Consider the following 21,509-nt stretch of genomic DNA (forward strand, 5'->3'; position numbering starts at 1 on the left):
GCGAGAATGAAACAGCGCTTACTGACGGGAATTTTTCATGTGTTTTTTTATATAGGGCTCAGTTTTGCCCAAACTGCTGTGACGCCCCAAAATGCGTTGCAGCAGTATCTAAAGAAAGAAGATGATACGTATAGATGGATCATACACGATACCTTGAGCCTTGGCAACGAGACGAAGGTATATCGCTTGCTACTCACTTCTCAAACCTGGCGAAACATCGTTTGGACGCATCAGCTCAGTGTAATTGTACCGAAAAATTTAAAGCAAAGTGCTGCCTTATTATTTATCAGTGGCGGTTCGCTGGATAAGGGACAGCCAAGATGGACCGATAAGCAGGATGCGTTAACAGTGAACCTAAGCTCCCTTGCAGAAAAAAATGGAGCCTGTGTAGCGCTATTGAAACAAACACCCAACCAACCGCTATTCAATGGGCTGACAGAAGATGCGCTCATTTCTTATACCTTTCATCAGTTTCAGAAAGAGGGCGACTACACATGGCCTTTACTTTTTCCCATGGTAAAAAGTGCTGTTAAAGCCATGGATGCGGTTACGGAATTCACTGAAAAACATACGATGGTGCCTGCTGATCGTTTTGTGGTGTCAGGCCTTTCCAAACGGGGATGGACAACTTGGCTGACAGGGGCCAGTGATCAACGCGTCATAGCAATTGCTCCAATGGTGATTGATGTGCTGAATATGCCCGTAAGTCTGGATTATCAAATTGAAACCTGGAAAGAATACAGTGTTGAAATTCAGGATTATGTAAACTTAGGTATTCCGCAGCAGGCAAAAAGTGAAGCCGGCGCTACACTCCTGCAAATGGTTGATCCCTATAGTTACCGACAGGCGTTGAAAATGCCTAAAATGATTTTTATGGGTACCAACGATCCTTATTGGGTGGTTGATAATATAAAACACTATTACGATAGTATCCCGGGAACCAATTTGCTGCATTATGTACCTAACGTAGGGCATAATTTGGGAGACGGACAAGATGCCTTTAATGCGTTGAATGCCTTTTTTGCCTTAACGCTCCGGGATGAAGGATACCCGCCTGCCGAATGGCAAATCAATACTGAAGGGAAGAAAGTAAATTTGGCGTTGAAAATTCTTCCCGATAAGCTACAGGGTATAAAAGTTTGGGAAGCCTCCTCTAAAGATGCTGACTTACGCAATAATGTATGGTTATTCAGCCAAAAGAACTACGTGGGAAACGAGGCTCAGCTTCATTATTCCTTTGACTTTCCCAGCGCGGGCTATAAGGCATTTTTTGTGGAGCTGCTCTATCCCGATCCTACGGGAAGCACCTATGGGCAGTCGAGCCGGATCTTTGTAATGGATAGCCTTGGATTGGTAGAAAGTCATCAACACGGTCATCTGGAAGCGACGCTGAAGGCTTTGGCGGAACCACATCGGAATAAAATCTTAGTGGCCGCGCATCGCGGAGTACATCACGAAGTACCGGAAAACTCGCTTGCAGCCATTGAAGCCGCCATTAAACAGGGTGTAGATATTGTTGAAATAGACGTAAAGGTAAGCAGCGATGGTATTCCTTTCTTGATGCATGATCAAACCATCGACCGCACAACGAATGGAAAGGGGGATGCGGAAGGCTTTACTTTTCAGGCGCTAAGCCGATTACAGTTGAAGCACCGGGGCAAACAAACCAGCTACCATATTCCCACCTTGGAAGAAGCTTTACAGCTCGCAAAGGGGAAAATTGTACTGGATCTGGATCTTAAAACAGATAAGTTGGATCCCATCCTGCATACCGTTGCCAAAGTAAAAGCACAGCGGGAAGTGATCTTTTTCGACAGTGATTACAAGCAGTTGGCAAAAGTAAAGGCTGCCAACTCCTCACTTAAACTAATGCCGAGATCACATGATCTAAAAGAAGCCGACAAAGCGCTCGCGCTGTTTGAGCCAAGCATTGTGCACCTGGACGAAAGTTTTTATACCAATACCGTAACAGCTCATATCAAAAACAAGGGTGCCAACGTTTGGATGAATACCTTGGGTGATCTGGATAAAATGATCGCACAACAAGCGGACCTAAGCGAGTTGGACAAGTTTCTTGCAAAAGGCGCCAATATTATACAAACAGACGAGCCCGAAAAACTATTACGCTATCTCAACGGTAAAGAGAAGCGATAAAAAAACAAGAAAATGAATAAAAGATTTCTATTTTTCTTCCTTTGCGGCTTTTATTGCTACAGCTGCTTTGCACAGACGGAGGCGCTTAAACGACCAAAACTAGTGGTGGGCTTGGTTGTCGACCAAATGCGCAGGGATTACCTTTATCGTTTTTATGATCGCTATGGAGAAGGCGGCTTCAAACGCATATTACGAACCGGTTTTAGCCACGGGAATGACAGACATTCGGCCTACGTTGGCAGCACTATTACATATACAAGAACCCAACGGGAATGTTGGCCACCCGTTGATTGATTTATTAAACCTACCCTAATGACGTCTTTTTCGACTGTATTGAAATTACAATTTGGCCTCCTAGCTTGTCTGCTAACGGCTAGCTGCAGGCAAGCTTCAACCGCATTGCCTATTGCCGAAAATGTGCTCGATTCAGGCTGGGTGATGGCTCCGAGCCAAGTGGTCGGCGACGAAGTGGACAAGGTATTGGAACACACGGCGGAAAATGATTGGTATCCGGCCTTGGTACCAGGCACCGTGCTTGGGGCATTGGTAGAAGCAGGTGTTTACCCCGATCCTTTTATAGGCACGCGCATGGATAGTATTCCTGCGCAAGTCTTTCAATCACCTTGGTGGTTCAAAAAGTCGTTGTATATCCATAACTTAAATTCGGAAGAACAGGTCATCCTTTATTTAGACGGCATCAACTATCGCGCGGATATTTGGCTTAACCAGCAGTTAATTGCCGATAAGGACAGCATCTACGGTGCCTTCCGACAATTTGCGTTGCCGGTGAGCCGCGCCATTAAAGAAGGCGAAAACCAACTGCTCATTAAGATTTATCCACCACAGGTGCGCGATTTTTATATGGGCTTCGTAGACTGGGCGCCCACACCGGCCGATCACTTTATGGGCATCTTTCGCGATATCCGGCTGAAGCGCAGCGGATCCGTTTTTATAGAAGACGTTTTTGTTGAGAGCGACTTTGATGTTTGCGATACCAGCAATGCGGAACTCAAGGCGCAAGTTGCATTAAGAAATGCAAGCGACAGGCCCGAGCAAATCACCTTGGCCCTTCGTATTGCCGGCCAGCAGCTAAAAAAACAGATCGTTCTCGAACCCTTCGCCCATCGGATAGTTTCGTTTGACCATCGTGACTTCCCACAGCTTCAAATAAAAAATCCAAAGCTCTGGTGGCCTAATGGCTTAGGAGCACCATCTCTTTATAAAGCAGCTGTAAAACTCTACAATAAAAACCAAGAGCTTTCTGATAGCAACTACCTCACGTTCGGGATCCGCAAAATCGAAACTTATCGAAACAGCAACCAGGGGCGACATTATAAAATAAACGGTCGTGATATACTCATCAAAGCTGCGGGTTGGGTAGATGATCTTTTTTTGCGTTATCTTCCCGATAAAGATCGTGCACAAATTCAATATGTGCAGGATATGGGGCTTAACGCCCTTCGTTTGGAAGGGGTATGGGCTAATAATCAGCATCTATACGATCTTTGTGACCAGTACGGCATTCTAGTGATGCCCAGATGGAGCTGCCAATGGGAGTGGCCGGATTATTTGGGTCTGCCACTCGAGATGAAAGCAGGGGACGAAAACCTGCCCATCAATGAAGGGGTTGAGCGCTACGCCATCAAGCTGATGCCGAAAGAAAAAGATTTATTAGCGACTTATTTCCGCGATCAGGTCAAATGGTTGCGCAACCATCCAAGTATTCTCACCTGGCTTGGTGGAAGTGATGCCATGCCTCCTCCCGATCTGGAACAACGTTATCTGGACACCTTGGCAAAATATGCGCCTACTACGTCGTTTCTGATCTCTGCGGGTGAGTTTACCAGTACAATATCGGGAAAATCGGGCATGAAAATGAACGGACCCTATCAATACGTGCCTCCCGTATACTGGTACGAGGACAAAAAATTAGGAGGTGCCTACGGTTTCAACTCGGAGGTCGGTCCAGGCCCACAAATCCCGCCCATTAAAAGCATCGAAAAAATGATTCCACCGGCATACCGTTGGCCGGCTGACAATGCGGTATGGAACTACCACTCCGGACGCAAGGATTTTGCTAGCCTGTCTATCTACCTAGAGGCCTTGCAAAAGCGATATGGCCCTAGTCCTAATCTGGCAACGCTGGCTTTTAAAGCACAACTGTTAAATTATGAGGCGATTCGCCCAATGTTTGAAGCACATGTTATGAATAGAAAACAGGCAGGAGGTGTGGTTCAGTGGATGTTAAACTCGCCTTGGCCCGAATTTTACTGGCAGCTATATGATTATTACCTGATGCCAAATGCTGCTTACTTTGGTACGAAGAAGGCCTTGCAACCCATCCTCCCCTTATATAACTATCATGATAGATCGATTTACCTCAGTAATGATACGCGGCAAGATTTACGGAAACACCAATTGCTTGTACAAGTATACAATCTGCAGTCACAGTTGATCAGCCGGCAGGTAATACCAATTGATCAAATGAAAGCAAATCATGTTGTTAAGCTTATAAAGGTTCCATCAGGCAAGCAAGAGCCGGTCACTTTCCTGCATTTAGCCGTTTTGAATGAGCATGGACAAGCCGTAGCCGACAATTTTTATTGGCTGAGTGCGCAGATGGACACACTGGATTGGAACACCTATTCTTGGTTTTATACACCGAGCAAGGAATTTGCAAATTTTCGTCCCTTATCTGAATTACCGCCTGTTAAGCTCGAAATGGCTAAGAAATTTTTACGGAATGAAGGAGCCTATCAAGTATGGCAAATAACACTAAAGAACACAAGTGACAAGCTTTCCTTTTTCAACGAATTACAGTTAATGAATGAGTCATTGACGGATAATGTATTGCCTGTTTTATGGTCTGATAATTACCTTTCTCTTCTCCCATATGAGGTTAAAATGATCACGGTCCGTTATCCAGAGGATCAGAACGCCCGGATTCAATTGCAATCGGTCAATGGGGAAGTAAAGATATTTTAGTTTACCTCCTTAGCTGTTGTCTCTTACGAAAGACGAAAGGGCTGCAACCATAGATCTGTTTAAACTGGCGTGCTACATTTTTGCTGTCCTCGTAACCCAAATCGAGCGCAATCTCATAAATTGCATGATCTGTTTGTAGGATTTTTTCGGCAAATTTTTCCATCCTTAAGGTCGAAATATACTTGTAGATAGGCATTCCCGTACATTCCAAAAATCGTTTCTCCAATACACGCCTGGATAAAGGAATCACCTTTAATACATCTTGTACACACAGGTTTTTCTCAATATTATGATGGATATACTTTAAAGAAGCCGCCACTTGGATGTCGTTAGTTGCATAAATATCGGTGGATTGGCGAGTAATAATCTGCAGTGGTCCGACATAAATATCTTCACCATTATAGGTGTCTGTCAGGATCATTTGTTCCATCCTATGTGCCGCTTGATACCCGCCCTTCTCTGCATTTAGTGAAATACTTGATAAGGGCGGATCGGAGAGTTCACAGATCATTTCGTCGTTGTCAACCCCTAATACGGCAATATCTTCGGGAATACGGATATGGGATAACCGACATGCTTCCGTAATATGTTGTCCCTGATTATCATCGCAGGCCATCAAAGCAATCGGTTTCGGTAGCGATTTGAGCCACCGACTCAACGCGCTGGGGCGGTAGTACCATAATTCATCGGCAGTAGGCCCGGTATGTTCAAAATAGTGTACCGAAAATCCCGCATATGCCAATCGCTGTTCAAATCCTGTAGCCCGTTCTCGCGACCAGACAATATCTTTGAACCCATAAAAAGCAAAGTGGGTAAAGCCCTTTTTTAAGAAATATTCTGCGGCCATGGCACCTGCTTCAAAATAGCCTCCGGTGATATTGGGAATGTTATGAAAACGCTCCTTAAAATCCTGCGCGATAACTTTAATATTGGCATCCAGTAACCGGTCGATTTCCGGATCATTGTATAGCTGACCAATGATTCCGTGCGCTCCCCACTCTTTTGCCCACCGCAAAATCCCTGACATGCCCAAAGTTTCCCGATGAAACAAAGGCATGGAGCAAAACAGCCATTTTCCGGACTCTTTAGCATAAGCCTTTATACCTTTCAACAGGCTCTTGCTGTATTCTTCGGCAAAATCGAGGAGCAGAATCACTTTGTAAACCATCGCTATTTAAAAATTAGTTCTTTGCCATCTATGCATCACCTCTTATGTTATTTATTGAATCAGGTTTATATCGGTAGGATTCATTTGCATGTATTTCGATTAAAAGCTTATAAATCCCGATACGCAATACGTACAATAAAGTTAAACATAAATGGCCAACACCGATCTTTTTCCCGCAAATTGTTAGACCTAAAAATTATTACATTTATGTATCTCCCATTAAATCCTAGTTCCCTTTGCAAGTACATTCATATCAAATTGGATTAAGGAGGCTGCGCCCAAAAGTGCAATATGCGAATGCTCGGAAGCCAACACGCGCACCTTTTGTAAGGTGTTGGAATAAGCAAAAGACCTCATTGACTCTTCCATGCTTTTCTTAAAAAGAGGGTAGGCCTTGGAGATGGACCCGCCTAATACGACCACTTCGGGATCGTAGGCGTAAAGCATTATTTTCAGTGCCTCGCCAACGTGAAGGCCAAACTCTTCCCAAAGCCTTATTGCCTCATGATCACCTCCAATAGCTTCTTTTGCGATCTCTTCTGCACTTTTTTGCATACGATCCATAAAAAACTGACTGCCTACATATTCTTCCAGTGTTTTATTCAGGTACGGTAAGAGTCCGATTTCGCCGGCCCCGCAATTATGGCCCATATAAAGCTGATGATTGAGTATCAGCCCTGCCCCCATACCCGTTCCGATTGTAACGCCAATAAGCGATCCTATCCCCTTTGCTACACCATAGTGATATTCGCCTAAGGTAAAGCAATTCACGTCGTTATTTATCTTCACGGGCAGGTGAAGCCGTTCCTGTACAATTCGTTTCAATTCAAGCCTTTTCCAAGCAGGAATATTCGCTACATCATATACCACGCCCTGTTCAATATCCACGACTGATGGAACGCCAATCCCGATTCCTTCAACGGCTTGGGTGGTTAGTGGTTTAATTGTTTCTATAAGTTGGTAGAGCGTAGCATCCATTGAATCCTTGTTTTGCAGTGCGCATTGATTTTGATGAATAACAACACCATTTTCTATCAATCCGGCACGAATATTAGTGCCTCCTATATCTACACCTATTACCATTTTTTCGCTGAGTTACAAAGGTTTTTGTTCATACCTTTATAATACGGGCGCATCTTCAAAATGTACTATTCAATACCTATAAATTTATCCCTTAGCGTGGTTATGCCGTTGGCACTTTCGCTTGATCATTGGATCGATTAGATTGTTCGAACAAAGAAAGCCCATTGACATGATGTTAACTTTACGGATAGGTTAAGAAATAGTTGTACGTACCGGGAAATGGCATGTTTAAGCCTGCTTGCTGTTAGCGGTTGAGGCCGCCGTAATCTCGCGTATTTTACTTATGTTTGTGTATCTCGTTATTGTAAACCCAAATATGACCAATCGATGGAATCGCTAAACGGTATTAATGCACTCACCCTCGTTTTTACGTCTATTCTCTTATTTGCCATAGCCTATCGTTTTTATGGCATTTACCTGGCAAACAAAACCTTGAAACTCAATAATCAGCATGTTACACCGGCGATTGAATTTGCAGACGGCAAAGATTATGTAGCAACCAATAAGAATGTCCTCTTTGGGCATCACTTTGCGGCGATTGCTGCAGCGGGGCCGTTGGTTGGGCCGGTTTTGGCTGCGCAGTTCGGCTATTTGCCCGGGACGCTTTGGATACTTATTGGTTGTGTGCTGGGGGGTGGCGTGCATGATATGGTCGTACTTTTTGCATCGGTACGCCATAAAGGGCAGAGCCTGGCCACCATTGCGTCCAAAGAAATTGGTAAGATTACGGGGACAGTAGCGGGCTTTGCCATCTTGTTTATTCTTATTTTAACATTGGCAGGACTGTCTTTGGCTTGTATTAACGCGATGCACGAAGCCTCGTGGTCGCTCTTTACGGTATTGATTACGATGCCCATCGCGATTATCATGGGTTTGATCATGCGCTATAAAGCAAACAGTGTCTTATTTGCGAGCATGCTAGGGGGCGTGCTATTGATTGCCGGAATTATTGGCGGTCATAGCTTGATGCAGCATGAAGCGATCAATAAGCTATTCAGCTGGGACATTGGCACCATTTCCATTGCCATACCTGCTTATGGTTTTATCGCATCGGTATTACCGGTATGGCTACTTTTAGTACCGCGAGATTATCTCTCGACTTATCTCAAGATAGGTACCATTGTGATGTTAGCCATTGGGGTTATTTTCATCCATCCCACTTTAGAAATGCCGGCACTTACTTCTTTCATCCATGGAGGTGGGCCGGTTATTGGAGGACCGGTACTTCCTTTTATTTTCATTGTGATTGCCTGCGGGGCTATATCGGGTTTTCATGCGGTAATCGCGACGGGGACAACCCCCAAAATGATTGCCCATGAACGCGAAATTCTTTTTGTAGGATACGGTGCCATGTTGGTGGAAGGTTTCGTAGCGCTGATGGCGCTGATTGCCGCCTGTACGTTGATGCCCGGGGATTATTTTGCTATCAATACGCCGAAAGAAGGATACGACGCCTTTTTAGCCGCCCATCCTGCCTTACATGGGGTCGATATCGATTACTTTTCGGAAAAGATTGGGGTAGATCTTCACGGTAGAACAGGAGGTGCCGTTTCTCTTGCCGTGGGTATGGCGCATATCTTTAATAAGATCCCGGGGATGGACACCCTTATGGCCTATTGGTATAATTTTGCTATTATGTTTGAGGCGGTTTTTATTTTAACCGCTATTGATGCCGGTACGCGTGTGGGTCGCTTCTTCTTGCAAGAGATGCTGGGCGCTGTATGGCCGAAGTTCAATGATAAGAACTGGATACCGGGAATTGTGATCAGTAGTTTGCTTTTTACTTTCGCTTGGGGTTATCTCGTTTATACCGGCAATGTAAGCAGTATTTGGCCTTTGTTCGGTATCAGCAACCAACTTTTGGCTGCTTGTGGCTTGATTGTGTGTACGACGATGCTGATCCGTTTAAATCGCGGAAAACATGCAGTCTGTGCGGCCGTACCCGGTGTTTTTATGGCTTTTATCACTTTTTGGGCAGGCTATCTGCAAATCGTTGATATCTATCTTCCTCATGGAGAATACTTGCTGGCCGGATTGGCGACGCTGGCGATGCTGCTTATGCTTGTGGTATTTATAGGAGCCTTCCGGAAATGGTATCAATTGCTGCAATTGAATAGCCATCAGACAGACTATTACGGCGAGCAGGTAAAGGAGCTTGTGGAGCGATAAGTTCTACGTTATAAGTTTTAAGTTATAAGTTTTAAGTTAGGGCTTTTGCTATTGCCAGTGCAACTAATAAGGCTGTAAGCTATAGGCGCTAAGCCGTAGGCGTTACCGAATACTGCTGCTGATCGGCTGTCAGAGGTCAGCGTCAGCTTTCAACCGCACATGGCCTATCCAGTTATAAGTTCTACGTTATAGGTTTTAAGTTAGGGTCTTAACGAGCTTTCAGTGATCAGCTATCAGTCGCACTAGCCCTTCTCATTATCACATTGGCTATTAAGCTATAGGCCATAAGCTATAAGCCATAAGCTGTAGGCGTTACCGAATACTGCTGCTGATCGGCTATCAGAGGTCAGCTTTCAGCTTTCAGTCGCGCTAGCCCTTTTCATTATGACATTGACTATTAAGCTATAGGCCATAAGCTATAAGCTGTAGGCGTCACCGAATACAGCTGCTACTGCAACCATTTAACGACTCAACCATTCAACTACTTCTTAGCGACTCAACCATTTAACTACTCAACTATTCAACTTATTCTTAGCGACTCAACTATTTAACTACTCAACTATTTAACGGCTCAACTATTTAACTACTTCTTAACGACTCAACTATTCAACTACTTCCCTAGGCATCCATTGCCCTGCCTTCATTACCCCATCAATTTGATGGGTGTTTCTGATATCCGTTAATGGGTTTGCCTCTAAAATAAGTAAATCGGCCACTTTGCCTTTTTCGATGGTGCCATATTGCTTGTCGATGTGGAGGATTTTAGCGGCATTTTGCGTGGCAATGGAAATGGCTTCTAAGGGTGTTAAGCCCGCGCGTACAAGCAGTTCCAGTTCGCGATGTTCAGCATAACCTTGTACACGGGTCGGCGAGGCACCGGAATCGGTGCCTAATCCCACCAGTATGCCTGCTTTTGCCATGCGCAATACGTTCGCCAGCGCATTTTTGAGGGCCAAGACTTTTCTTTCGTATTGTGGATCTTTTTTTACCTGGCTTTGGTAATCGGGGGCACTGAGCATTTCGTAGACACCCGGTTCCAATGCCTGTTTAAAGAATGGATCGTTCATCCATTCGGGATCCGAGGCATAGGCGATAGCAAACTCATCGAGCGTGAGTGTTGGAATATAGGCCACTCGATTGGTTTTCATTTGGGTTAATAAATCGTCATCCACTAATTGATCGCGAATGCTATGGCCAAGCACGTCGACACCATCGGCAACGAGTTGACGGGCGTCCTCCAGGTTGTACACATGCGCTACTACGGGAATACTGTGCTTATGAGCTTCTTGGATGATGGCTTGGTATATAGAGCGGTCCATTTTTTTTGCGGTACCACCGAAATCGTCTACCCATATTTTGACAGCTTGAGGTTTATATTGCATTAATTGGTCCATCAAGGCAGGTACTTCTGAAGCGTTTGTTGGCCGATAGAGTAGATCCATGGGCGAACCGGTGGGTACCGCTCCCGGAACATTGAAACCAATGCCCGCTGAAAACAGTCGCGCGCCGTCCAATTGCCCATTTTTGAGCGAATCGTATAGTTGATTTTCAAATAACAACGGTCGGTCGGTGCCCATAGAAAGGACCTGTAAGATGCCATATTGTTGATATTTTCGCAACTGGCGCAGTATGTTTCCCCGTGTAAAATTTTCCGCACTGGCTGATGTTCCTTTCAAGGTGCCGATATGTACATGTGCACTGATAAAAGCAGGAAGAACTGTTTTTCCAGCGAGATTGATCACTTTTGCATCGCTTGTATCTAATTGGGAATCAATCGCAGCAATGAGGCCATTGAAAATGGCTATATCGGCTTGACGGGGGGCCGCACCGGTTCCATCAATTACCAAGGCATCTTTTAATATTATTTTTGTGTCATCAGCGGTGTCAGCTTCTTGGCGAGAGGAAGAGCAGGCAAGGAAGAATAAAAGCAAAAGGAATAGCAATAATTTGTCCATAGCTGTCTATATTGGGCGTTTAAAGTTAGCAATTTGTTTTTTTAACGTGCGGGGCAAATCACACATCGTACCACTTGCATAACGTGCAGGGATTGCCTATGTTTGCCTCAATCCGTGTCTATGCATAAATTTATGCAAAGCCGAGTATAAACCCAAAAGCATTTTTAATATTAATTTAATATAAAAGACATCTTTTTTGGCTCATTTTGCCTGTTGATATGGATATCGAAAAGCTAAGCGAAACTCAGCATGCTGAAGGCGTTGGTTGCAAAGCCGGCCCTTCTGACACGGCCTTAGCGGATGCTATTCGGCAGGGAGATACGCGTGCTTTTCAGTTGTTCTATGATCGATTTTACCTGAGGCTACTGGTTCAGCTTAAATTGCTTTCGACTGATTTTCAGTTGGCGGAGGACATTTGTCAGGATGCATTTGTACGGCTTTGGGAAAAGCGCGAGTCGATCGATCCATCCAAATCACTACAGGCTTACCTGCGCAAGATAGCTCACCACCTTTTTATCGACCTAAAACGAAAACAACAACTTCAACAGGTTTGGAATCAGGAAAGGGCTACGGAACCATGCTTGGAGGAAACGGTGCTTGAAAACCTTTATCATAAGGAACTGAACGATAAATTGCAAGAAGCCTTACAGTTATTGCCGGAGGAAAAGCAGCAAATTTTCCGGCTCAGCCGCGAACAACAGTTGAGCTATAAAGAAATCGCTCAGCTTGAAAATACTACACCTAAAGCCATCGAACGTCATATGGCAAGAACAAATGCATTCTTAAAGCGCTACCTACGCGAGTATACTGACTTAGCTTACCTTTTCGTGGTCGGTCTTTTTCTAGGGAAATAAAAAAAATTTAAAGGGAGAGGGGGATGTGAGCTCCTTGTTCGTATACACTTTATCATAAAGACATGAAGTATACGACACACCGATATATCCATAAACTCTTAGCCGGCACCTTGCTGGAGGAAGAGCGGTTGGAATTGATTAATTGGTTTGATAACCTTTCAGCGGAAGAATCTCAGGCTTTTTTCGAAGAGCTGGGGCAATATATGGATCGTTTGGATGACGAGCAAGTAGCTCGTTTAGAGGATGTGTTGCAGCACCTGCGAGAACAATCCATCAGTACCGTGGCGGCAAGCAAATCGAGGAGCTTGTCCTTCTGGAAGGTGGCAGCCATCATCACTTTATTGCTTGTTGGAAGTGTGGTCTTGCTAAATTATTTGAACAAGAGAGAAGCCTTGTCTTCGGAATCCGCAAAGACATTGGTATGGAAGACAATAACGAATCCCGCCCGTACCCGCACCAAGCTGCGTTTGCCCGATAGTTCGTGGGTGTGGTTAAACGCAGGCAGTAAATTGGTATATCCGGAGCAATTTGATGATTCCGTTCGTTTAGTCAAGTTAATAGGAGAGGCTTTTTTTGAGATACAAGAAGATAACCAAAGACCCTTTTACGTGGAATCCTCAAGGCTAGTTACGCAAGTATTGGGAACCGCTTTTAATATGAAAGTTTTTGAGCATGAGCCTTTGGTGGTTACTGTACAGTCGGGCAAAGTGAAAGTAGCCGGTGAAAAGGAGGAGCGGGTATTGGCACCGAATCAACAAGTTGAGTACTTGGAAGGAATGGGTTTATCGGCGGTGAAAGCCGTAGACGCCTCGGTAAGCGCGAGCTGGCGAAATGGGGTGCTCAACTTAAATAATAAAACCCTTTGGCAGGCGACACGCGAAATGGAGCGCTGGTATGGTGTAACGATCCGTATTGATAAAGAAAAATTAAAGAATTGCGTGATAGCCGGGGAGCATACCAATACCGGTTTATATAATGTGTTAAACTCGTTGGCTTTTGTCTTGAAGCTGCGGTATACAACTAACGGAAATGAAATCGTCATTACAGACGGAAAGTGTCCTTAATTGATCAACCTCAAAAATAATAAAATGAAACCGACATAGCATAAAATACATAAAGAAGCGGGAACATCGGATAATGTTCCCGCCGACGGCAGCTTAACAATACTTTGGCCGGTAAGAAAAGCTGCTACGGATTAACGAACTCAATATTCATTAAACACTCAAAATTATGAAATTAATACTACAACAAGTAGTAATTAGGATAGTTATGCGTATCGCAACCATTATTGCGTTTCTTATAATAAGCTTATCCTGTTCTTTTGCCACTACAGGAAAAGCACAGGGACTCGCAACGCTGACCGTTCACTTGGATATGAAACAGGCAACCGTTAAGCAAGTGCTCGAAGTGTTGGAGTCGAAAATAAACTATAAATTCTTATATCCAAAAGCCTTGGATAGTTATAAAAGTCCGGTTTCAATCTCCGGAACTTATGCGGTATCGGATATTTTGGTGGAGCTTGCGACCCAAACCGGATTGTCTTTCCGACAAATTAACCATACCATCGCCGTGTCGCTCAACAATGTGAAGGCTAAGAGTGATGCGATAAAACAACTGCTGGTAAGCGGTCGTGTAACCGACTCCTTGGGAAACGCCTTACCGGGAGCCAGTGTGCTGGTGAAAGGCGGTGGCAAGGGTGCGAATACCGATAGTCAAGGGCATTATCGTATTCAGGCCGCTAAGGGTGATGTACTCTTGTTCTCTTATGTGGGCTATCGACAATTGGAAGTGCCGGTAGAAGGAAAGCAAACGATCGATGTGCAATTGCATGAAGAAGGTGCCGCTTTGAGTGAAGTAGTAGTGGTTGGCTATGGTGTACAAAAGAAAGCCACAGTAACGGGAGCGGTTGCAACGGTTTCGGGGAAAGAGATCAATAAGGCGCCTACGACCCATGTAGCCAATACGCTGGCAGGACGTGTAGCGGGGATTACCGGACTGGAAAAGACTGGCGAACCGGGTTCTGGCGGAGCGCAACTGTTTATACGCGGACAAAGTACGCTGGGCGATAATAGCCCGCTATTAGTTGTCGACGGAGTACCGAGTTTATTGGGAGGACTTGACAAATTGGACCCGAATGACATTGAAACGGTATCGGTATTAAAAGATGCCTCCGCTTCGATTTATGGTGCCAGAGCAGCGAACGGTGTTATCCTAGTAAAAACGAAACGTGGAATTGACGGAAAGCCGACGCTCGATTATAGCTTTAACCAGGGTTTTGTGACTCCAACGAGAATGCCCAAAATGGCTGATGCTCCGTTATACGCGCAACTGACCAATGAGATTCTTGAATATGCGGGGCAGCCTATTAAATTTTCGGCAGAAGATATCCAGGAATTTGCCGATGGTTCTTCACCTTATACCCATCCGAACACGGATTGGATCGATGCGGTTATTAAACCGCTTTCCTTACAGAATCGACATAATTTAGGGTTGCGCGGGGGATCGGAGAATATCAAGTACTTTGTTTCATTGGGCTCCCAATATGAAGATGCCGTGTACAGGAATAGTGCAACCAATTATAAGCAACAAAACTTACGGGTTAATTTGGATGCAAAGGTCAATGAATATATACAATTGAGCTTTGATTTGCAGGGTCGGCATACGAACCGAAATTATGCGCCGCGCGGAGCGGGCGATATTTTCCGGTTTATTCAACGTGGTCGACCAACGGAAACAGCCATTTGGCCAAACGGCCTCCCCGGGCCGGATATTGAAGGGGGTAATAACCCCGTAGTGACATCCACAGAGGAAGCTGGGTATAACCACCATGTGATTAACCTCGGGAATGCGATTATTGGTTATAAAATCAAGATTCCGGGAGTTGAAGGCTTATTTGTGGATGGAACCTATGCAGCGAGTGTAGAGGTGCTGCACCGCAAAAATTTTGTAAAGCCTTGGACCTTGTATTCCTTTGGCGGTTTTGACGAAAATAACGAGCCGAAGTTGGTCGCCGCCCAACGGGGTGTTAATTCGCCGGAACTGACCGAACGTTACGATCAGAATCAGCAGGTTCTTTTTAATACAAAGATCAACTATGTACGCTCTTTCGGCAAGCATAGTCTGAATAGCTTTGTGGCATATGAGCAAAATGTGGATAAGGGAACCAACATTCTGGGCTATCGTCGGGACTTTATATCCCCGGTGGTTGACCAACTTTTTGCGGGAGGTCAGGACATGCGCAGGGTGGAAGGGTATGGCTATGAATTTGCCCGAAGAAATTATTTTGGTAGAGTATCCTATCAATACAATGATACCTATTTACTCGACCTTAATTTTCGGGTAGATGGTTCGCAGAACTTTCCCGCGGGGAAACGTTATGGTTTCTTTCCCGGGGTGTCAGCCGGTTGGGTCTTATCCAATGAATCTTTTTGGACCAAATATGCGAAAACAGTCAATTTCATGAAATTAAGGGCCTCTTATGGGCAAATGGGAAATGATAAAATCGATAATTTCCAGTTCTTAAGTAATTATGGTTTTGAGAAAAATAGTGTTCTCCAGGGAGCAATTTTCGGAGATAACCTAACCTTCAATCCCGCAATTTATCCAGTGAGAGTGGCTAATCCCAATATTACCTGGGAGGTAGCCAATACCTTAAACGTCGGTTTGGAAGCTCAATTATGGAATGGTCGTTTCGGACTGGAATTCGATTATTTCCGTGCAGATCGTGATAAAATTCTTATTCAGCGTGCGCAGTCAATACCACAGTATGCAGGGTTTTCCTTACCTGACGAGAATTTAGGAAAAGTTCGTAACCAAGGTTTTGACGCGGTATTAAGCCATCGGAATACCTTCGGGAATTTACGAATGGACATCAGTGGCACCGTTTCCTTTGCGCGCAACAAGATTCTGTTTTGGGATGAATCCCAAAATATCCCGGCATACCAACAATATACCGGTTCTCGCATTGGATCCGGGCTCTATTACCATGCCATCGGGGTATTCAAAAATGAAGAGGAGCTGGAAAATTATCCTCATTGGTCAGGTGCTCGCCCGGGAGATGTGATCTTTGAGGACTTTAACCGAGATGGCAAAATAGATGCGTTGGATCGTATCCGTTTTGAACCTTCTTTCCCCGAGTGGAATTTCGGATTGAATATTAATTTGCAATACAAAAACTTTGATCTTTCGGCGCTTTTTCAGGGCGCTACCGGAGGCTCGCAATATGTGCGAACCGAGTCGGGCCTGATCGGGAATTTTCCCCTTGCTTTTGTAGAAAATCGCTGGACACCGGATAATCCGAACACGAATGTTCCTCGTGTATACGATACGCGTGAGTATTGGATTACGCAGGGCAATTCCCATTGGTTATGGGATACCGATTATGTTCGTCTGAAGACCTTACAGGTTGGTTATTCCCTTCCGGCACACGTGATCGAAAAAATCAAGCTGAAAGGTTTACGCTTTTATCTCAGTGGACAAAACCTGTTTACTTGGGATAAAATGAAGATTTTTGATCCTGAAATCCATGACAGAGAGGATAATGGAAATCAAGCTCATTATTATCCCCAAATCAAGATCTATAATATAGGTGCTAATATCACTTTCTAAAAGCTAAATCATGAATAAAAGATATAATATTGCGGTACTTTTTTTCCTTTTGGTATTCGGTGCCTGTAAGGACGATTTTTTGGATCGGAAACCCATGGATTCCATTTCCGATGCGGACGTATGGAAGGATCCTGCCTTGGTACAATCGTATGTAAATGAATTATATGTGGACGTGTGGGACCCCTTTATTGATAGTTGGAAGGTGATGCATACCGCCATTACGGATGAAGGGATGTACCTACGTGATAAGGGCACGGACGTCGTTTTAAAAGGGACTTTTACACCGGAAAATATGGGAACCTTAACCCAGTTCGGACGATGGGAACCGTACTATAAGGCGATCCGGAATTGTAACCTCCTTTTTGAAAATATGGATCGTGTGCCGTTTACCGACGAAGCGATGAAAAATCGTTTGTTAGGAGAAACTTATTTTTTGCGCGCCTATTTTTACCTAAATTTGGTAAGTCATTTTGGCGGGGTACCGTTGATTACTAAATCTTTCGGCTTGGACAGTGGTGAGGAAATGTTTGTAGAGCGTAGTTCTTTTGAAGACTGCGTTGAGCAAATTGTGGCTGATTGCGATCAAGCGATTGCGTTATTGCCGGAAAGTTACGGGGCGGATCATAAGGGACGGGCTACCAAGTTTTCCGCCATGGCGGCTAAATCGCGCATCCTTTTATATGCAGCGAGTGATCTATATAATAAAGCTGCAAACAGCAATGCTTTGGTAGGCTATGTAGGTGGTAACCGGCAGGAACGGTGGCAGCGAGCTTATGAGGCGGCCAAAGATCTGTTGGATAACCCAGGGCCGCATCGTTTATACCAACCTACAGATTCTGCTACCGAAAATTACGGACGAGTATTTTTAGACAATCATAATCCGGAGATCATTTTTGCCATTCTGCATAACAAAGAATTGAAAGGTACATCCGTGGATTTATGGAACGGACCAAATGGTTATCATAACTGGGGTGGCAACCTGCCGATAGAGAACTTTGTTTCGGGTTATCAAAAACGGGATGGCTCTCCTTTTGATTGGAATAATCCGGAGGATGCAGCAAATCCATATGTAGGTCGTGATCCGCGATTTTATGCGTCTATTTTATATAATGGTGCCAAATGGCGACAGCGGCCCACAGACGCGGCGGCGCTGGATCCCGACAATGTGATTCAAACGGGGCGTAAGGAAGTATATAATGCCTCCACCAATAAAATTGAGGAAGTATGGGGCGTGGACACCCGTTATAGTCCGATTGAGAATTGGAATGCTTCCATCACGGGCTACTATACCCGAAAATTTCTGGATATCAATGTAGATGGTCAATTTTTTCGCGGAGAGCAGCCTTGGATCATTTTTCGCTATGCCGAAATCTTGTTGAATTATGCCGAAGCCGCGCTCGCTTTAGGTAGGGAATCAGAGGCCCGGGAAGCAATCAATACGGTAAGAACACGTGCCGGCATGCCGACCTCAACGGTCAGTGGACAGGCTTTGGTCGATCTGTATCGTTATGAGCGTAAGTATGAACTGGCTTTCGAAGGGCATCGTTACTTCGATATGCGACGCTGGTTGATTGCTGAAAGTTTAATGAACGTACCGGCAAAAGGAATAGATATCTTGGCGAAGCTCAATGCAGACCGGAAGACTTACACCTATCAATACAAAATAATTGATGTGGCACCGCGCCAATTTAATGTAAAGGGCTATTTTGCGCCTATTCCCATTGGGGAAATACAAAAGAATCCTAAATTACAGCAAAATCCTAATTTTTAATCCTAAAGAATGACTGGCATGACAACAAAATTAAATAGAAGGGCTTTTGTATCGGTGATTTCTAAAAGTAGTGCGATAGGGTTTATTGCTCCGGCCTGGATCGGTGCAGAATCTCAGGCAAACCATGTGTTTCTTACGAAGCCGTACCTGCAAAACCCAATGGCGAATGCGATGACCATCTGCTGGATAACAGCTAAACCGAGCCATAGTTGGGTAGAATTTCAGGAAGTAAAAGGTGGCGAGCAGCGAAAAGCGCAGGCTGTCGTATTGGGTTTGGTGGTTGCGAACAATACCATGCATCGAATTACGCTCCGGAATTTAAAACCTGGCGTTACTTATCGTTATCGCGTGTGTTCGCGCGAGATACAGATGTTTAAACCTTATGAGAAAACATTCGGGGAAACGATCTTTAGCGACTTTTATCAGTTTACTACACCCGATCCTTCCAATAGGGAAGTCTCCATGCTGATCTTTAACGATATTCACGATCGGCCTCTTTCTTTTGGTCAGCTCATGAAGTTAAATGGCACGGATCCTTTTGATTTTGTTTTTTTGAATGGAGACATGTTCGACTATCAGGAAAGTGAACAACAACTGATTGATCACCTGATTCAGCCGTGTACGGAAATATTTGCGTCAGAAAAGCCTTTTTTATTTGTTCGTGGAAACCATGAGACGCGTGGAAAGTTTGCTTACCATCTGGCTGATTACTTTGAAAATATAAATAATCAGCCTTATTTTTCTTTTACCCGTGGACCGGTGCATTTTATTGCTTTGGATACGGGGGAAGACAAGGTAGACGACGATGTGGAATACGACGGGTTGGCCGCTTTTGATGTCTTTAGGGAAGAGGAAGCACGCTGGCTGGAAACCGAGTTACAAAGCAAAAGTGCAAAGGAAGCTGCCTTTCGCGTGGTACTAATGCATATTCCTCCTTTCCATTCAGGCGACTGGCATGGAACTATGCATTGTCGGAAGCTCTTCTCGCCGCTGTTTGAAAAGTACGGAGTTGATATGGTTATTTCAGGACATACCCATCGCTACGGTGTACACAAACCGCAGGAAGGTCACAGTTATCCCATTATCATTGGAGGGGGCCCAAAAGAAGGAAATCGTACATTGATAAAACTAAAGGCCAACGAAAGAGAATTGAATCTTTCCATGCTAGCTGATACGGGAACTGAAGTAGGAATCTACCGCTTGGTGGCACGTAAGAGAAAATAATCACATAGGGGATAAGCTCGAGTAAATTAAAAAGCCTTGGCTTAAGAGCCAAGGCTTTTTCGTGGGAATCGGTCTGATAACTTAATACTTGCTTAATATTACGACCGGTATATTTGCATTGCAACCTGATTTTATTCAGCTTACATTTATGAGCGCACACATCAAATTCTTTTGCTACTGCTGTCTTTTCTTTTTTGTAACGGGCAAGGTACAGGCACAGCTATTTAAACCAACGGTGTACCCGGACCGCGTCATATTGACTTGGGCCGAGGATCCGACTACCACACAGTCTGTTACCTGGCGTACGGATACTTCAATAGTTACCGGTTGGGCGGAAATTGCCGAGGAAATGAGTGCTCCAGGACTCGAACCACCCAAAGCACGTCAACTCCAAGCAACAACGAACAGTCTGATGGATAAGGAATATGCGGCTGCACATTATCATCGAGTGACATTTCGTGACCTCAAACCAAGTACGCTCTATGCTTATCGTGTGGGAAGTGATACTTTATGGAGCGAATGGTTTCAATTTAAAACCGCTCCTGCGAAAGAAGAGGCTTTCTCTTTTATCTACTTGGGTGATGCGCAGAATGATATTAAATCCAAATGGTCTAGAGTAATTCGAAAGGCATTTGCTACCGAAGGCGATGCGCGGTTTATTGTACATGCAGGCGATTTGATCAATCGGTCGAACAACGATGAGCAATGGGGTGAATGGCATTTCGGCGGTGGGTTCATCAATGGTATGATACCGAGTGTGCCGACACCGGGTAATCATGAGTATAAGCGTGATGAACAGCAAATGTTAAGGTTGGATCCACATTGGAAAGCACAGTACACTTTACCTACGAATGGGCCGGAAGGAATGCAGGAAAGTGTTTACTACGTAGATTACGCCAATGTTCGCTTGATTTCGCTGAATTCGCAAATGATTGTACTGGACAGTCTTGCGCGTAGAAAACAATTCGATTGGCTGGAACAGGTTTTGAAGAATAATCCGCAGCGGTGGACATTCTTGACTTTTCATCATCCGATTTACTCGACAGCGAAAGGAAGAGATAATAAGGAGTTCCGAGAATTGTTTCAGCCATTATTTGAGAAATACCATGTTGATATATTGATGCAAGGGCATGATCATACCTATGGGCGTGGTAGAAATTTGCCAGTCGGAAAGTCGAAAAAAAGTGCCGGTGGCCCTATGTATTTGGTGTCCGTGGCGGGGCCAAAAATGTATGAGATGGGCTCGGATAACCAATGGGCTGATAAGCTGGCATCTCATACACAGTTATTTCAGGTCATTCATGTTGATCACGATCGATTAATCTATAAAGCCTATAAGGCATCAGGTGAACTTTTTGACACTTTCGAACTGAAGAAAGGCTCGCGTAATCAACCCGCTACCTATATCGAGCGGATGCGCCCGGATTGATAGACTCCGATTGGTGATGAAAATGTTCCAGAATCATTCGGAATATAGGTAGACGGTTCATAAAATGCTAAAATTGCTGATAGATTAGGTTATATCTTGTAATTTTTTC

At 44.5% G+C, this 21,509-nt stretch carries 12 protein-coding genes and 1 pseudogene; 10 read left to right on the plus strand and 3 right to left on the minus strand.

Annotated features, from left to right (window positions below; genetic code table 11):
* The first annotated feature begins 6 nt into the window (after positions 1–6).
* The 3 genes and pseudogenes from E0E36_RS11680 to E0E36_RS11690 all read left to right on the plus strand — a co-directional run bounded on the left by E0E36_RS11680 (position 7) and on the right by E0E36_RS11690 (position 5,139).
* The gene (locus E0E36_RS11680; RefSeq protein ID WP_130856104.1) at positions 7–2,154 is read left to right on the plus strand and encodes a PhoPQ-activated protein PqaA family protein; all 2,148 of its coding nucleotides are present in this window, start codon (positions 7–9) and stop codon (positions 2,152–2,154) included.
* A gap of 12 nt (positions 2,155–2,166) precedes the next feature.
* Positions 2,167–2,370 (plus strand): annotated as a pseudogene (locus E0E36_RS11685) (alkaline phosphatase family protein); the annotation flags it as partial.
* A 96-nt stretch (positions 2,371–2,466) separates the two neighbouring features.
* Positions 2,467–5,139: a glycoside hydrolase family 2 protein gene (locus E0E36_RS11690; protein WP_130856105.1), complete on the plus strand. Its 2,673-nt coding sequence runs from the start codon at positions 2,467–2,469 to the stop codon at positions 5,137–5,139.
* A 1-nt stretch (position 5,140) separates the two neighbouring features.
* Here the strand turns inward: E0E36_RS11690 and E0E36_RS11695 are convergent, their stop codons facing one another.
* Both E0E36_RS11695 and E0E36_RS11700 read right to left on the minus strand, forming a co-directional pair.
* Entirely contained in the window at positions 5,141–6,307 is a 1,167-nt protein-coding gene (locus E0E36_RS11695) for a DNA-binding transcriptional regulator (RefSeq protein ID WP_013665192.1), read from the minus strand.
* 219 nt (positions 6,308–6,526) lie between these two features.
* Complete coding sequence (locus E0E36_RS11700) at positions 6,527–7,390, minus strand: ROK family protein (protein ID WP_130856106.1); 864 nt, start codon at positions 7,388–7,390, stop codon at positions 6,527–6,529.
* A 327-nt stretch (positions 7,391–7,717) separates the two neighbouring features.
* Here E0E36_RS11700 and E0E36_RS11705 point away from each other — a divergent pair, with 327 nt between their 5' ends.
* Positions 7,718–9,559 (plus strand): carbon starvation CstA family protein, encoded by a 1,842-nt coding sequence (locus E0E36_RS11705; protein ID WP_130856107.1) that lies wholly within the window; start codon positions 7,718–7,720, stop codon positions 9,557–9,559.
* Between the two features lie 602 nt (positions 9,560–10,161).
* On the opposite strand, the gene E0E36_RS11710 is transcribed toward E0E36_RS11705, so the two are convergent.
* Positions 10,162–11,514, minus strand: a complete 1,353-nt coding sequence (locus E0E36_RS11710) for an amidohydrolase family protein (RefSeq protein WP_130856108.1) — start codon at positions 11,512–11,514, stop codon at positions 10,162–10,164.
* 218 nt (positions 11,515–11,732) lie between these two features.
* Between E0E36_RS11710 and E0E36_RS11715 the strand changes: the two genes are divergently transcribed.
* From E0E36_RS11715 to E0E36_RS11740, 6 genes are all read left to right on the plus strand, one after another.
* Entirely contained in the window at positions 11,733–12,368 is a 636-nt protein-coding gene (locus E0E36_RS11715; protein WP_130856109.1) for an RNA polymerase sigma factor, read from the plus strand.
* Positions 12,369–12,430: 62 nt separating this feature from the next.
* Positions 12,431–13,432 carry a FecR family protein gene (locus E0E36_RS11720; protein ID WP_130856110.1) on the plus strand — a complete coding sequence of 334 codons (1,002 nt, stop codon included), beginning with the start codon at positions 12,431–12,433 and terminating at the stop codon, positions 13,430–13,432.
* A gap of 166 nt (positions 13,433–13,598) precedes the next feature.
* A complete protein-coding gene (locus tag E0E36_RS11725) occupies positions 13,599–16,976 on the plus strand; it encodes a SusC/RagA family TonB-linked outer membrane protein (protein ID WP_130856111.1) in 3,378 nt (1,125 codons plus the stop codon).
* Between the two features lie 10 nt (positions 16,977–16,986).
* Positions 16,987–18,747, plus strand: coding sequence for a RagB/SusD family nutrient uptake outer membrane protein (locus E0E36_RS11730; RefSeq protein ID WP_130856112.1), 1,761 nt, complete (start codon positions 16,987–16,989; stop codon positions 18,745–18,747).
* A gap of 18 nt (positions 18,748–18,765) precedes the next feature.
* Positions 18,766–19,971, plus strand: a complete 1,206-nt coding sequence (locus tag E0E36_RS11735) for a purple acid phosphatase family protein (protein WP_130856113.1) — start codon at positions 18,766–18,768, stop codon at positions 19,969–19,971.
* 148 nt (positions 19,972–20,119) lie between these two features.
* Positions 20,120–21,400 carry a purple acid phosphatase family protein gene (locus E0E36_RS11740; RefSeq protein ID WP_130856114.1) on the plus strand — a complete coding sequence of 427 codons (1,281 nt, stop codon included), beginning with the start codon at positions 20,120–20,122 and terminating at the stop codon, positions 21,398–21,400.
* The last annotated feature ends 109 nt before the right edge of the window (positions 21,401–21,509 follow it).

The organism is Olivibacter jilunii, assembly GCF_900607235.1.
Taxonomy (GTDB): domain Bacteria; phylum Bacteroidota; class Bacteroidia; order Sphingobacteriales; family Sphingobacteriaceae; genus Olivibacter; species Olivibacter oleidegradans.

What these genes read in the sequence shown, in the direction of transcription:
- E0E36_RS11705 (WP_130856107.1), top strand. Translation starts at nt 7,718, where the DNA reads ATGGAATCGCTAAACGGTATTAATGCACTCACCCTCGTTTTTACGTCT.
- E0E36_RS11730 (WP_130856112.1), top strand. Translation starts at nt 16,987, where the DNA reads ATGAATAAAAGATATAATATTGCGGTACTTTTTTTCCTTTTGGTATTC.
- E0E36_RS11735 (WP_130856113.1), top strand. Translation starts at nt 18,766, where the DNA reads ATGACAACAAAATTAAATAGAAGGGCTTTTGTATCGGTGATTTCTAAA.
- E0E36_RS11720 (WP_130856110.1), top strand. Translation starts at nt 12,431, where the DNA reads ATGAAGTATACGACACACCGATATATCCATAAACTCTTAGCCGGCACC.
- E0E36_RS11715 (WP_130856109.1), top strand. Translation starts at nt 11,733, where the DNA reads ATGGATATCGAAAAGCTAAGCGAAACTCAGCATGCTGAAGGCGTTGGT.
- E0E36_RS11680 (WP_130856104.1), top strand. Translation starts at nt 7, where the DNA reads ATGAAACAGCGCTTACTGACGGGAATTTTTCATGTGTTTTTTTATATA.
- E0E36_RS11725 (WP_130856111.1), top strand. Translation starts at nt 13,599, where the DNA reads ATGAAATTAATACTACAACAAGTAGTAATTAGGATAGTTATGCGTATC.
- E0E36_RS11695 (WP_013665192.1), bottom strand. Translation starts at nt 6,307, where the DNA reads ATGGTTTACAAAGTGATTCTGCTCCTCGATTTTGCCGAAGAATACAGC.
- E0E36_RS11740 (WP_130856114.1), top strand. Translation starts at nt 20,120, where the DNA reads ATGAGCGCACACATCAAATTCTTTTGCTACTGCTGTCTTTTCTTTTTT.
- E0E36_RS11700 (WP_130856106.1), bottom strand. Translation starts at nt 7,390, where the DNA reads ATGGTAATAGGTGTAGATATAGGAGGCACTAATATTCGTGCCGGATTG.
- E0E36_RS11710 (WP_130856108.1), bottom strand. Translation starts at nt 11,514, where the DNA reads ATGGACAAATTATTGCTATTCCTTTTGCTTTTATTCTTCCTTGCCTGC.
- E0E36_RS11690 (WP_130856105.1), top strand. Translation starts at nt 2,467, where the DNA reads ATGACGTCTTTTTCGACTGTATTGAAATTACAATTTGGCCTCCTAGCT.